Annotated in this window: 12 protein-coding genes; 6 read left to right on the forward strand and 6 right to left on the reverse strand. The window is 32.6% G+C overall.

Annotation, left to right across the window (positions count from 1 at the left end; translation table 11 throughout):
- Nucleotides 1-49: 49 nt before the first annotated feature.
- A complete protein-coding gene (locus CYAN10605_RS08255; protein ID WP_041922458.1) occupies nucleotides 50-1,696 on the reverse strand; it encodes a hypothetical protein in 1,647 nt (548 codons plus the stop codon).
- 227 nt (nucleotides 1,697-1,923) lie between these two features.
- Here CYAN10605_RS08255 and CYAN10605_RS08260 point away from each other — a divergent pair, with 227 nt between their 5' ends.
- Nucleotides 1,924-2,931, forward strand: coding sequence for a hypothetical protein (locus CYAN10605_RS08260; RefSeq protein WP_015219487.1), 1,008 nt, complete (start codon nucleotides 1,924-1,926; stop codon nucleotides 2,929-2,931).
- A 234-nt stretch (nucleotides 2,932-3,165) separates the two neighbouring features.
- Here CYAN10605_RS08260 and CYAN10605_RS08265 read toward each other — a convergent pair whose 3' ends face one another.
- The 4 genes from CYAN10605_RS08265 to ftsZ form a co-directional block, all read right to left on the reverse strand.
- Entirely contained in the window at nucleotides 3,166-3,645 is a 480-nt protein-coding gene (locus tag CYAN10605_RS08265) for a hypothetical protein (RefSeq protein ID WP_015219488.1), read from the reverse strand.
- Nucleotides 3,646-3,713: 68 nt separating this feature from the next.
- Nucleotides 3,714-4,487 (reverse strand): FAD-dependent thymidylate synthase, encoded by a 774-nt coding sequence (gene thyX / locus CYAN10605_RS08270; protein ID WP_241212811.1) that lies wholly within the window; start codon nucleotides 4,485-4,487, stop codon nucleotides 3,714-3,716.
- On the reverse strand, nucleotides 4,477-4,797 hold the full coding sequence (locus CYAN10605_RS08275) for a nucleoside triphosphate pyrophosphohydrolase family protein (RefSeq protein ID WP_015219490.1): 321 nt from the start codon (nucleotides 4,795-4,797) through the stop codon (nucleotides 4,477-4,479). Before CYAN10605_RS08275 ends, thyX begins: the two co-directional genes overlap by 11 nt.
- Before the next feature lie 255 nt (nucleotides 4,798-5,052).
- Nucleotides 5,053-6,213 (reverse strand): cell division protein FtsZ, encoded by a 1,161-nt coding sequence (gene ftsZ, locus CYAN10605_RS08280; RefSeq protein WP_320002323.1) that lies wholly within the window; start codon nucleotides 6,211-6,213, stop codon nucleotides 5,053-5,055.
- Between the two features lie 666 nt (nucleotides 6,214-6,879).
- Here ftsZ and CYAN10605_RS08285 point away from each other — a divergent pair.
- Entirely contained in the window at nucleotides 6,880-7,857 is a 978-nt protein-coding gene (locus CYAN10605_RS08285) for a Sll0314/Alr1548 family TPR repeat-containing protein (RefSeq protein ID WP_015219492.1), read from the forward strand.
- A gap of 456 nt (nucleotides 7,858-8,313) precedes the next feature.
- Here CYAN10605_RS08285 and CYAN10605_RS08290 read toward each other — a convergent pair whose 3' ends face one another.
- A complete protein-coding gene (locus tag CYAN10605_RS08290; protein WP_015219493.1) occupies nucleotides 8,314-9,147 on the reverse strand; it encodes a YaaW family protein in 834 nt (277 codons plus the stop codon).
- Nucleotides 9,148-9,422: 275 nt separating this feature from the next.
- Here CYAN10605_RS08290 and CYAN10605_RS08295 point away from each other — a divergent pair, with 275 nt between their 5' ends.
- The 4 genes from CYAN10605_RS08295 (at nucleotide 9,423) to CYAN10605_RS08310 (ending at nucleotide 12,784) form a co-directional block, all read left to right on the forward strand.
- Nucleotides 9,423-9,665, forward strand: coding sequence for a 2Fe-2S iron-sulfur cluster-binding protein (locus CYAN10605_RS08295; protein WP_015219494.1), 243 nt, complete (start codon nucleotides 9,423-9,425; stop codon nucleotides 9,663-9,665).
- Between the two features lie 191 nt (nucleotides 9,666-9,856).
- Nucleotides 9,857-11,398: an apolipoprotein N-acyltransferase gene (lnt, locus tag CYAN10605_RS08300; RefSeq protein ID WP_041922749.1), complete on the forward strand. Its 1,542-nt coding sequence runs from the start codon at nucleotides 9,857-9,859 to the stop codon at nucleotides 11,396-11,398.
- A 209-nt stretch (nucleotides 11,399-11,607) separates the two neighbouring features.
- A complete protein-coding gene (locus CYAN10605_RS08305) occupies nucleotides 11,608-12,030 on the forward strand; it encodes an ArsR/SmtB family transcription factor (RefSeq protein WP_015219496.1) in 423 nt (140 codons plus the stop codon).
- Nucleotides 12,031-12,496: 466 nt separating this feature from the next.
- Nucleotides 12,497-12,784 (forward strand): hypothetical protein, encoded by a 288-nt coding sequence (locus tag CYAN10605_RS08310; protein ID WP_015219497.1) that lies wholly within the window; start codon nucleotides 12,497-12,499, stop codon nucleotides 12,782-12,784.
- Nucleotides 12,785-13,513: the final 729 nt, after the last annotated feature.

The following is a 13,513-nucleotide window of genomic DNA, read 5'->3' on the forward strand; positions in this document are numbered from 1 at the left end:
GAATTTTATAAGTTTTTTATTAGTTTTATTTTCAACTTATATTCAAAAATTATAAATAACTATTATAAATCATAATTAACTTTTGTTGAGGATTATATATTTCCACTGGTATTTGATATTTAGAGCTAATATATTGATAGTTTTTCTCTACCTGATTAATATGATTAATTATCTGTTTTTCTTGTTCATTATTATTGGTTAAATCACTCATTACCGAAAGAGAAGTAATTTTTTGGATGTACTCATCTGTTAAGTAAACTTTAATATTACTATCACTAACAGTATAACTACATATTCTTTCTGAACTTTGACAAATTTCTCTTAATTTGGTTTTTATTTCCTCTCTTTTAACTGCTTTTTTTAACGCACCTTGGGCAATTTCTAATTTTCCTTCAGCTTCGTTTTTTTGTTTTTCAATCTCATCTTTTAACCAACTATCTGGGGGAATAGTACCAGTTAAATTAATAACTTCTTGCCATAAATTAACTGCTTTTGTCCATTGATTTTGTTTTTCTTGCTCTTGGGCAGATTTCATTTTCTCTTCTATATTTTTTTTCAGATTTAATGCGTTTTCTTCAATGGTAATTTTCTTTTGAATTTTACTAATTTGCTGAAGATAATCATTAATAATTTCTTCTTTTTCTTGATATACTGCAGTTTGAGGTGGAATTTGTTCTATTTCTTGGATGGCAGATTTCCATTTTTTTTCTCTTTCTTTCAGGGCTTCTAAACTATTAGTAATATTATTTTCTCCCTTGATTTGTGCTACTATTTTTTCGGCGTTTTCTTGTTTATTAATTGCTAAATTTTCTTTCTCTATTTGTTTGTTTACAAAGGATAATTGTTGTTGATAGGAGTTAATTCTTAAGGTTTTAAATTCTTTAAATTCTTCACTTTTTATTTTATTCAAAAGTGCGATCGCATCTTGCCAAAATTGCTTGACCCTTAACCATTCATCCAAAGAAAGAGGTAATTTTTCACTCATATTTTGAGCATTAGTAGCAACACTTTTAGCATCTAAAAATAACTGTAAATCATTAATCTTTTCTTGGTAACTACTAATAAGCATTTGAGCTTGATCATGTTCCTTAGACCAAGATGGTATAGTTTTTAAAGTTTCGATATTTTGAACTAAATCAGCAATCAATTCTTTGATTTTACTATCCGTTAAATTATTTGTTTCTAACTGATTAAATAAATTATTTGTCGCAACTTCTGTATCTGTAATCAAAGTACAAGTACCTAAAACACAGGGACGAGTGAAATAGTAAGTAACACCAAAAATAGTTAAAGAAATAACTCCTAAAATAAAAATGATAAAACCTGCTGAAAAATTTGCAGACTTATAAAAAGTATTTGAGGCTTTTCCATCTTCTATATTTTCTATCACATTAGATAAATCTTGATTATTTTCAGATCCATTTACAGAAGAAAAATAAACTATATCTTGATTTTCAATATTAACAATTGAGTAATAATCAGTAATTTTATAATCAGCAATAATCTCTTTTATTAAATTAATAATTTTTGTTAAAATATCTTCAGAATAACTATTAATAAAAATCAGCAATTGATCATTTTCTGGTAACTCAATTTGGCACTCCAACTCAAGCTGAATTTCCTTCGCAACAACCGCTTTAATTTTTTCTTGGAAAGTTTCAGGGTTTATTTTTAGACCCATTGCTGTTTTAATCATAGATAAAAAACCATTAACTTAACTACCTATTAGGTGGATTATAAAATAAGCAATACAAAAGGCTAACCTCACAAGACAAAAATTAACCCTTATTCATTCAAAAAGTGTATCATTAAATTCAATTTTAATTTATGATCGTAATTAACGATTTATTAAATATCAAAAACTTTACAGACTTTTTGCGTCAACTTCCCTAACTTTTTCTCTAATCTCTTCTGGTAAAAAATATGGCAGATAAAACATCTAACAGTAACTTACAGCCTTGGTGGAATCGCCCTCTTTGGGGAGATAAAAGTATGCTAGAAAAATTAGAATCCATAATTCATAAACCTCATGATAGTATCCCGGAGGAAGTGATTGAGCATCATCAAAGAGTTTTCGGAGAATTGAAAATACTTACGCCCATAGCTAAAGCCTTAGATAACAATGAATTCAATAATCCTGAATTTTTGGAATTTGTCCATATTTCTAAATTGTTTGCCTATGAAATTGGAGAATATAAAGGTCTAAAAAATTATATTGCATTATTTAGAGTTGCCGTAGAAGCCAGAAATAGTTTTTTGAAAATTGAACAAATAGAGTTATCCTATCGTAGTAGTAAACAACAAGAAATGTATCGCTTTCTTCTCGGTTTACTTGAACAACAATTAAACTCTGAAGAATTCATTAAGAAATTAGAACAAAAACAGCAAGAAATATTACCAGAAATTCATAGTGAAGAAGGAAAAGATGCTATTAATGTATATACTGAAACTCTCAAAAAATTAGCCCGTCAAGATGAGTTAGGTATTAAATTAATGTACCTTTTTAAAAAATATCAACTAGAGAATTTTTCCTTATTAAGAATAATATCGGAAATAGTCCAATACCTATTAAAAAGAAATTTGCTAGATTTTAATGATATAAAAATTTTGGTAAGAGCAAATCAAGATTTATTTGACCAACTAGGGAAAGTCATTGAATTGCCTATTGATAAAACGAGGGAAGAAGATTATGCGAGGATGCTTCAATACATTGCTATGAAACAAAAATACCAAGATATATATATTCAATTTCTTCGCCTATTAGAAGTGATGACTTCATGGAGTCATTTTTACCTAATTTTAAAAGAAATTCGTGAACATTATGACCCCGATGAATTTGAAATACCTGAAGAGTTTAACACCCCTATCCCCGGAATCGAAATTTATAATAAGTATCAAAGCGTAATTACGAAAAAATATAAATCTACCTAAGTTCGGGATAAATTTTCATCTATGAATGATGGAGAAAAGGGCAAGCCTCCCTTTATCCTCCCTCGAGAGGGGGGAGGGCAAAAGCGAATAGTTGATAATTAGGAATTAAGAATTAAGAATTAAAAATTAAAAATTAAAAATTCCGAACACTTATTACTCATCATCCCTTAAATACCGTAAGGGTTGAATATATTCAACCCCTACCACCTGACACCTACCCTTAAAAGATTTTCTCTAAGCAAGTCGGTTAGGAGAAGTAGCGGAGTTTATCAAGTTACTCAAATTTTGTCTAATTGCTGATTGTAATTTATCGCAATAAACTTCTTTACTTTGTTGGTATTGATTGGGTTCATCTACAAAAATAACACTATCAACGCCTTTCATTGTAAACATTTGAAAAAGTATTTGACTGACAGGAACTTGTTGGGCAACAATATCTGGACTATCAATTTTACTGTCGGGGAATTGTGCGGCGGATTGAACGCTAGGAAAAGCATAGATTACTTTCTTTTCTAACTCTGGATGTTGATCACTACCCAATATTGTTAATACCAAGTTGTTGTCTAAAGTTTGTCTTAGATAATATTCTTGATGACCTAATTGTTGAGCAAAAGCATTAATAATAGGGATTACCCCATTTTCCATAATAACCGCAGGGACACCATAATTAGGGGCTTCTTGGATCAAGTTTCGTAGTTGCTGATCTAAGTTCATAATAGCTAATTTAATTCTTTAATTTCATTCTATAACGATTTTTTAGTTAATTTAAACTAAGTTAAAAATTAGGGAGCAAGAAGATTTTTACCCATTCTTTTCTTAGCATAGACATTCGCAACTTCAGGCATCCACTTTTGGAAATGTTCAAAAATTAATTCGGCTAAATTTCTAATTTCTGGTTGTGCATCTTTTGGTAAACGCAAATCGCAGAAGTGTAGTAAACTACGGGCATTAAAACTAACGACAAAATGTTGTCGGAGATTTTGAGTTAATAAATCCCTTGCGTGTTCAGGGGCGTAGCCTTGTTGATTTACTTTTTCAGCATAATACAAGACTGCTTTTTGAGTAAATAAAATATCTTGATTACGGGCTGATGGAGAGTAAAAATATTTATTTCCTTCTCTGTCAAAATAATGGGCTACAGCACGAAAATAAAAGACTTTTTCAATTAAATTTATGGCATCTTCTGGGGTTTCTTCTATTTGTTGAGCAAGACGTAAAATTCTCTTACAAGTATATCTTTGAGACTGACAATCAAAAGATACACCGACTCTGTGGGTTCTAGCCTGAACCATTACGGAATGGGGAAAATTGATAACATTAAAGGTGATAGATGGATGTTCAAGAATACCCCAATGGGATTTATTCACGCAATTGCGGACGATTCTATCTCCCAATTCTGCTTCTGAGTAATTAGCCAATTTAGACATCTCACTATAGACGAAGTCTTCGCTATAGTCTTGGTGCATAGCTAGATAACAAAGTAAATTGGGGCGATCGCATTTACTTAATACTTCAACGGCAAATAAGGGATCTAACATTTCTAAATTATCGATCATCTCCATCTCCTTGTAAGGTTTGATTTACTTTTCTTGCTTGTAGTTTTTTAATGTTGTTCTCAATTACTTGTTGAGGATCTAAACCTAACTCGTCGCATAATCTTGCCCAATACCACATCACATCCCCTAATTCTTTTTCTAATTTTTCTTTAGCAACATCTAAATTTTGATCCTTTCTAATATATTTTTTTACTACTCCACTGACTTCCCCCGCCTCACTGGCTAAACCGAGAGTCAGATATTCCAAAAAAGTTTCTGGTGGATATATAGCAGTTTCTCTTGTTTTTAATGTATATTCGTTTAAATTCATCTATGTAACTTATATTAAGCTAGTTTATATCTTAGTACAATTGTCAAGGGAGGACAAAGGCTAAGAGGCAAAGGGCAAAGGTAAATAATTAAGAATTAAGAATTAAGAATGAAAAATTAAAAATTAAAAATTAAAAACCCCATTCATGACCGAAAGGAGTGTACGAGCATAGCGAACTCTCATTACTTGTTTCCCCCTAAAACCCCAATACCTCCACACTCTGACACCTGCAACCTGAAACTTGACACCTCTTTCCTAACTGCGAGGAAAACGACGACGTTGTAGAAATTCAGGAATATCTAATCCAGAAGATATACTTTGAGGATCAGTTTCAGGAGAGTTATTAGCGGTTTCTTTATTTTCTGAGGTGGGAGAATCTAGGTTTGGCGGAGATGGGATGGTTTTAGCACGATCAGGATTATTTTTTTTCTCTCCTGAAAAACCAGTGGCAATCACTGTTACTCTTACTTCTCCCTGCATTTTTTCGTCAATCACAGCCCCGAAAATAATATTAGCATTGGGATCGACAATTTCATAAATAGTCTCTGCGGCGGCGTTTACTTCGTGTAGGGTTAAATCCTTTCCACCAGTAATGTTTAAAACTACCCCTGTTGCTCCTTCAATGGAAGACTCAATTAATGGGGAAGAAATAGCTGCGATCGCACCTTCTTTTGCCCTTGATTTACCAGAGCCAATACCAATACCCATTAAAGCTGATCCAGCATCTGCCATAACCGCTCTGACATCGGCAAAATCAACGTTGACTAAGCCCGGGATGGTAATAATGTCAGAAATGCCTTGTACTCCTTGACGCAAAGTATCATCAGCCATGCGGAAAGATTCTTGCAGGGGAGTTTCAGGAGGAATAACTGCCAATAACTGATTATTCGGAATGACAATAAGAGTATCGACTTTACTTTCTAAAGCTCTAATGCCCTCATCTGCCTGATTAGTTCGACGACGACCCTCAAAAGTAAAAGGACGAGTTACAACCCCCACCGTTAAACAGCCCATATCCTTAGCAATTTCTGCCACAATTGGCGCCGCTCCTGTTCCTGTACCACCCCCCATCCCAGCAGTAATAAATACTAAATCAGTATTTTCAAGGGCTTTTGCTATTTCATCCCTAGATTCTTCTGCCGCCTTTTGACCAATGGCAGGATTACCACCAGCCCCTAAACCTCTGGTTAATTTTTGCCCAATCTGTAAGCAATAAGTAGTCATGGATTGAGCTAAGGCTTGAGCGTCTGTATTTATTTGCCAGAAATCAACCCCCACCACACTACTTTGGATCATCCTATTGACGGCATTACAACCGCCACCGCCAACTCCAATTACTTTTATTTTTGCGATATTACTGGGAGTAATCGAATTAGAATTCATGTTTAAATCAGGTGACTCATCTTTTGGTCGCATTTTTTTCCCTGCATTGGGGTTAGTGTGACTACCATTGGGGGACTTTATTTTGGGAGTAGATTCTATAGATTGCTTGGCTCGGTTGAAATCAGGTTCGTTCATGGCTAATAAAATAAAGACGGCATTACCCTTCAGTATAAAATTAAAATAATAGAAGATAATCTAAATCTAGTTGTTATTATTAATTTTAAGAATCTAGCCCTTTAATATTGCGTCAAAGGGTGACAGGAAAATTTTTTTCCTGCGCAAAACTAATATAATTGCTTAGATAATTATACTCAGCAAGATTATAACTTAAGTCGTTCTCTTTTTCAGAAAACTTTTAGGAATCTGGGTCTATGTAGTCAAATATATTTAACAACAAAATATGGGACTCACTCAACTGTCTGAGTTCAGAGTTCTATGTTCTGAGAGTTCGTTTTGGCTTTTACACTAATCTCGGTCATGAACGAAGTTAAAATCAACAAATTTTGACAAAAACAGTAAATAAATTGATTTTCTTATTTTCAATATGAGTGACTAATGAGTCAATATTAAAAAAATAAAACCCGCCCTTATCCAATGATTTGGCTAAATAACTAAGGTTTAATTATAAAAACTGGAAAAACTTTGAGTTAGAATTTTAAGCAAATTGCTTTATTCTAAGGCTTTATCATGGTATGAGTTATGAGCTTTGTTTTTGTTAATCGTTTTAGTTATATTCACCGATTTTTCAATGGGTTGAGGGACAAAAAGCATCTTTTTTTGTGGTCTTTGGTTTCCTCGGGGATTTTATCTAGTTTGACGGTGATTAGTTTTGCTTCTTCAGCTTTTGCGGGTGATCCTTTTCGCACAGTTAATCCTCGTAATATTAGTGAGGAAACGGAGTTGGCGTTTAAGGCTTTATTTGAAGAGGGGAATTATGTAGAAGCGAAAGAGTATCTTGCTTTACCTAAAAAAAGCAGTTTTAATGATCCTATGTCGGCGGCTTTACGGGCTTCTTTGGCTTATACGGAACAGGATTGGAATAATTTGGATATTTATGCTCAAAAAACCTTGGATTATGCTAAAGCTATCCGCAATGACGATCCTTTACGTAGTAATCTGTATTTGGCAGTGGGCAATTTTTTAATGGGTGCTAGCGAATATCAAAGTAAGGGGGCGATCGCAGCTATTACTAGATTACAAGCTGTTTTCAACTATTTTGATCAGGCGGAAAGAATAGATTCTACTGATCCAGAATTAAACTTAATTAAAGGTTATTTAAACTTATTTTTAGCGGTTAATTTACCTTTTTCTAGTCCTCAACAGGCTATCGCTAATTTACAAACCTATGCCTCTCCTCAGTATTTAGTTAATCGTGGTATCGCTCTTGCTTACAGAGATTTAGGAGATTATGATTTAGCTCTTACATTTGTTAACAAAGCATTAGAAAGTACGCCGTTAAATCCAGAGTTATATTACTTAAAAGGGCAAATACTCAGAAACAAAGGACAAACAGACAATAATATTCTCGTTTTAGAAGAAGCAGTCAAAAATTTCGATATTGCGATCGCAAAAATTGATCAATTACCTTTAGAGGCAGTGCAAAAACCATTACAACGAGAAAAAAGAAAAACCCTAGAAACTATTAATCAATTAAAAATGGTGAGTCAGGGTAACTGAAATTGAAAGAAACTGAGGAAGGCAAAATTCAAAAGTATGATTTAGAGGGAGAAACAAATCATTAGTTAACCTCAGTTCGGTTTAAGAATATCGGATAAGGTTAGGTGTCAGGTGTCGGGTGTCAGGTTGCAGGTAGTAGGTGTTAGGGTGATGAGGAGATGGGGGGATGAGGGGAAAGGGGGAAACAAGTAATAAATAATAAATTAGTAATAAGTATTTGTGGTTTTTCATTCTTAATTCTTAATTCTTAATTCTTAAGGTTCTTCTACAGTGGTTATGATAAATTAAGAAAAACAGGACTTCCATAACCTTTATTGAATAGTGTTTATAGTAAAATAAAAATTAAAAGTTTATAAATTATTATTTAATAATCCCCTATTACCTATTGCCTCTTGCCTCTTGCCTACCAAACACTAATAATTTACATACTCAAACTGATAGAGCCATTCTTAATTCTTAATTAAAATCTCCTCTGGTTAAGCGTATTTGAGCCAAAGCAAACACAACGGGTATAATTCTAGTATAGTTAGTTGCGATCGCTCTCCATCCTAAATCAGCAAAAAAACAAGCCCATAAAGCAGGAGTAAGAAAAGCAAAAAAACTTCTCACCGCAGTATATCGAGCAGAAGCCATCACCATGCCCCTTTTTGCCATTTGTAAGCTGACATAACCTTGTAATTGATTAGCAGTGGCTAGACTGCCTTTTATCAAAGTATTTTTAGTAACTTGATATGTAGCGAAATGAATAGCAAATTGTTGGGCTATTTTTTGTAATAACCAAGGTTTAAAAAGAGAGTTAACAGCAACTAAACCTCCTCCCCTAACTAAAATTTTGAGAGGATCATGTTGTAAACTGACAGGTAAAGGCTGGGGTTGAGGATGATTTGCTAAAGAATTAATCACCTTTTGTCTCAAAGAATATTGCTCCCGAGGAGACATTTTTTCCCATGCCTTCTGTAATAGGTGTAAAAAAATTTCTGACTCAAGCGCGATCGCATCCATGCTTCTACTATAAGATATTTGTAGATAACGACATACCCTAATTAAAATATCCTTATATCGTAAAGAATGATACTGCCCCCGTAAAACAGTAAAACCATCTGCGGCTAAAAACCTAAATCGATTTTCAATATAATCTAAAGATGTTTGCCAATCTAGGCTCTGAACATCATGGGGTGTAGGGGTTTGCCAGTAGTCCAAAGGGTTAAAACGACGACAAAATAAAATTTGCGTAACTTGATGTATTTCTTCTTCGGAGGCTAACTCTAATACTTCCCTTAACTCATCCACGACTTTAACCTATCTCACACGCATTTAATTATCCACTTCATTATAAGCAGAAATTAGGAAATGGTTATCACTCTTAAGAATTAGGGAGCAACAATTAGAGCGAAGGGAGGATGAGGTGATAGGGGGAAGTAGGGGCGAATGGCCATTCGCCCGTACAGGAGTTAGGAGTTTTTAATTCTTAATTCTTAATTCTTAATTATCAACCATTGCCCCTTGCCCTTTCTCTTTTTGAACTTGTACAGTAGAATTTTATACTATTAAAAATAAACATTTCTATGACTACTGTAAAAGTGACTTTCTTACCTGATAATGTTACTGTTGAAGCAGAAACAGGCGAACCATTGCTCGATGTTGCAAAACGTGGAAATGTTTTTATTCCAACGGGATGTTTAATGGGATCTTGTCATGCTTGTGAAGTAGAATTAGATGATGGAACTCCTATTTGTGCTTGTATTAGTTCCGTTCCTAGTGGTATAGAAGAACTAACTATTAATCTTTATTCTGATCCTGTTTGGTAAATGAATTATAATCAGTCATCCTATAACAATTATTCCTTCGCTGTATAATCAATAACCAATGAAATATCGCAAAGATAAAAGCCTTGATTGACAAAAAATTTTCTTATATCTTACATTCTCCTCTCTCTTCATCTTCAAAATTTCTTTTACACATACCCAGTTTGATAATAGCTCTTTTTGGGGGCGTATTAATGGGGTTAACTGTTGCCCCTTTCAACTGCTATTTTCTAGCTTATGTAGCTCTTATTCCCCTTATTTTTGCCATACATAAATCATTTTTTACCGCCACTTTCGCCGGTTTTTTGTGGGGATTTGGTTATCATGGTACTGCTTTATTCTGGATTACGGGAATTCATCCCATGACTTGGATGGGTATTCCTTGGTTATATAGTTTATTAATAGCTTTAATCTGTTGGCTTTTCATCACTTTTTGGGGAGCAATTTTAGTTACTATTTGGTCTGGATTAATTAACTTTATCATCAAAATAGAATATAGTAAATCACATTTTTATTCTTGGATTATCTTTATTTTGGGAATTAGTAGTTGGTGTATTTTAGAAAAATGTTGGAGTCTTGGCTCTCTTTGGTGGTCATCTTTAGCTTATACTCAAAGTCCATATAATTTACCAATCTTACAGTTATTAACTATTTCTGGAACAACCACTCTTACCGCTTTTATTTTATTAATAAATTTCCTTATTTTTTATACTATTAAAACATATTTAATACCTGTAAATCAAGATAGAAAATATTTTCAATTGGTACTTTTTATTACATTATTTGTTTTTATATCTATCCATATTTATGGTTGGTTAATCTACAAAACACCTCTTCAAGATTCCCCTAATAAAGCGATTAAAGTCGGGATTATTCAGGGAAATATACCCAATGAAATTAAACTATATGATCCAGGTTTAAAAAAAGCATTAGTTAACTACAAAAAAGGTTATGAAACCCTAGCACAAAAAAATGTTGATTTAATCATAACTCCTGAAACAGCTTTACCTTTTTTTAATGAAGATATAGAAAAAAATACGAGTTTTTATAAAACAGTCAAAGAAAACAAAATACCCATTATTTTAGGTGCATTTAAAACTCTTAGTACTTACGATTATACTAATAGTTTATTCAGTATTGATAAAAATGGAAATGTTATTAGCAGATACGATAAAATAAAATTAGTTCCCCTAGGAGAATATATTCCCTTTCAACAAATTTTAGGAGATGTTATCCGTCGTTTATCCCCTCTTGATACTCAGTTAGTTGCAGGAAATTATAATCAAAGTTTTATCATTACCCTACAAGACGAGAGCAAACAATTTAAATTGCCTGTTATAGTTGCTATTTGCTATGATTCTGCTTTTAGTGAAATATTTAGACAACAAGCCTTGAAAGGAGGAGAATTTGTCATTACTGCGGCTAACAATGCTCACTATAGGAATAGTATGCCTTTCCAACACCACGCTCAAGATGTTATGCGTGCCATAGAAACAGGGAAATGGATGGCAAGGGCTGCTAATACAGGATACTCAGCAATAGTTAATCCTCGTGGTGATACTGTTTGGCTTTCTAATCTTAATGAATATCAAACCCACATAGATACTATTTATCGTCGTCATCAACAGACTTTTTACGCGCTTAGAGGAGACTGGCTTAATAAACTTTTTATCTTAATTATGGCAACTTATCTCTTTTTTAGAATAACTATCAACAGATTTATTCATTTGCAGTAAAACGAATAATCCGAACTTTCGTTAATTTACTTTATCATGATATAATCAATTATTGATGATACAGGTAAAAGCTCAATAATAGGGACTAATAATAATCAACAATGTACCCTATTTTATACCCTATTTGTTTTCACATTATGAAATGTGTATTTAGAGAATCCTTTACTTTTAAACATCAATCAAAGCAGATAAGTATTCGTTGAATAAAAATGATTAACAAGTCCTATTCTCAAGTTGAAGAAAAAAATAATACTCAATCTTTATCTGATTGCTTAATGGCACAAATGCCCCCTGCCGCTTTAGATTTGGTTGCTGATTTTTTTAAAGTCTTATCAGAAACCAGTCGTTTAAATATTGTGTGTTGTTTGAGGACTGGTTCAAAAAATGTTACAGAAATCATCGATAAAACAGGATTGGGACAAGCCAATGTATCTAAACACCTGAAAATCTTAGCACAAGCGGGAATTGTGGCCCGGACTCAAAAAGGTATCAATGTATATTATCAAATTTCTAATCCCTTCGTCTTTGACTTATGTGATTTAGTTTGTAACTCTTTGTCTATTCAAATACAGCAACAACACGAACAATTAAGACAAATACAAAAAATGCAAAATAACGAAACAGTCAATTAAACATAGTTTTACAACAAAACTGTATCTCTATCAGTAAAAATCATAAATATAATGCTGATAGATAAAAAAATCATATTTACTCCTATTTTATTCTCTTGAATTATTTAAGAGTACTTTCTTTAATTTTTTTTGCTCATTTATTTAAATAATAAAAATCCATTATAAGGATTCAACTTTTATAAAGTTTGTGTAAAGAAAGTCATGAACAAAATAAATACTTAATAGATCTAAGTGTTATCACTTAAATAATAATTTAAATAAAGTAACCAAAATCAAGAATCTACTAAAATTGAGTGATAGAGAGAGTTTTTCGTGGAAATGATTTCAGATAATAGAAATAAAAATAAATTAAATTAAGAAGTAATTTCTATGTCAAATTAGTTTTTTTTTGAGTATAATTTATCATTACAGATGGTAGAATAGATTACAGAAAAGTAAGTAAAAATAGATAACTCAAAGAATAATCATGAACGAATTACTTAACAATAATGGGGAAGAACAAAATTTAACTCGTGATGAAAGAGTTAAACAGTTAAAAAACATGATTGACACTTTACATATTGCTGAAGATATTTCTCGTAATGGCTATTTAATTACAAGTTCGGAATTAGCAGATTTAATGGATATTAACGCGAGTGCAGTCACCAGTAGAGGAGAAGAATGGTCATGGCGTAATTGGATTGTTTCTAGGGTTAGACGAGAGGGCAATCAAATTTTGTGGCAATTAGAAAGGGTTGAAAAAGTTAACGAGTAAAAACGTTATTTATTTTTCCTCACAAAAAAATCAGAGATAATTATGGCTTAATTTTCCTTCTTTGCCGAAAATAATGGGTTAAAAACTCCATCGTTTATGGCAGATTTATGTTTTTTAGTAAAACATTACCATTCCTTATTGCTTATGATGAATTAATACTAATAAGTTACATCAAGTCATTAAAGTGTTAAAACTATATCGCTATAGAATATATTCTACTGACGAGCAAAAGGTATTAGTTATCGCTAGTTTTTTAACTATAATTAAAAGTCATTTGTGTAGAAAATCCGGCAGTGAAAAACATCGCAACAAATCACAATTTAGCTAAGTCTATAAATAATTGTGGTTGGGAACAATTCTGCACTATTTTGAAATATAATGCAGAGTGAGAAGTTGACACTCCTTAATTTGAAGGTGCAAGGATTTTTGATTCAACTACATCCATTTTATTTTAATTGCTTAAATCAATCCAGAGGGTATTATGTCCTCAAGCGTATGAACCATTTCAAAGTCGGTTCGGGTATGCCCCCTACCCTACCGTAAAGAATACTTAATTCTTTGTTTCTCTGTGCTTATCAGCTTAGAGATTTCATCGTGAGAAGCCTTCCTCTTAATAATTAATAACCTCATATCGCCAGTTTTCAAGATTCTGTGAATTGATTAGATTTGAGGTTTTTTAAGAGGTTGATTACCTTGCCTCCAAGAAAATCATAACACACTAATGCCCTA

Origin of the sequence: Cyanobacterium aponinum PCC 10605, from assembly GCF_000317675.1 — a bacterium.
Taxonomy (GTDB): Bacteria; Cyanobacteriota; Cyanobacteriia; order Cyanobacteriales; family Cyanobacteriaceae; genus PCC-10605.

Excerpts from the sequence above, each read along its gene's own strand:
- CYAN10605_RS08255 (WP_041922458.1), bottom strand. The coding sequence starts at position 1,696 with ATGATTAAAACAGCAATGGGTCTAAAAATAAACCCTGAAACTTTCCAA.
- CYAN10605_RS08260 (WP_015219487.1), top strand. The coding sequence starts at position 1,924 with ATGGCAGATAAAACATCTAACAGTAACTTACAGCCTTGGTGGAATCGC.
- CYAN10605_RS08265 (WP_015219488.1), bottom strand. The coding sequence starts at position 3,645 with ATGAACTTAGATCAGCAACTACGAAACTTGATCCAAGAAGCCCCTAAT.
- thyX (WP_241212811.1), bottom strand. The coding sequence starts at position 4,487 with ATGATCGATAATTTAGAAATGTTAGATCCCTTATTTGCCGTTGAAGTA.
- CYAN10605_RS08275 (WP_015219490.1), bottom strand. The coding sequence starts at position 4,797 with ATGAATTTAAACGAATATACATTAAAAACAAGAGAAACTGCTATATAT.
- ftsZ (WP_320002323.1), bottom strand. The coding sequence starts at position 6,213 with ATGCGACCAAAAGATGAGTCACCTGATTTAAACATGAATTCTAATTCG.
- CYAN10605_RS08285 (WP_015219492.1), top strand. The coding sequence starts at position 6,880 with ATGAGCTTTGTTTTTGTTAATCGTTTTAGTTATATTCACCGATTTTTC.
- CYAN10605_RS08295 (WP_015219494.1), top strand. The coding sequence starts at position 9,423 with ATGACTACTGTAAAAGTGACTTTCTTACCTGATAATGTTACTGTTGAA.
- lnt (WP_041922749.1), top strand. The coding sequence starts at position 9,857 with ATGGGGTTAACTGTTGCCCCTTTCAACTGCTATTTTCTAGCTTATGTA.
- CYAN10605_RS08305 (WP_015219496.1), top strand. The coding sequence starts at position 11,608 with ATGATTAACAAGTCCTATTCTCAAGTTGAAGAAAAAAATAATACTCAA.
- CYAN10605_RS08310 (WP_015219497.1), top strand. The coding sequence starts at position 12,497 with ATGAACGAATTACTTAACAATAATGGGGAAGAACAAAATTTAACTCGT.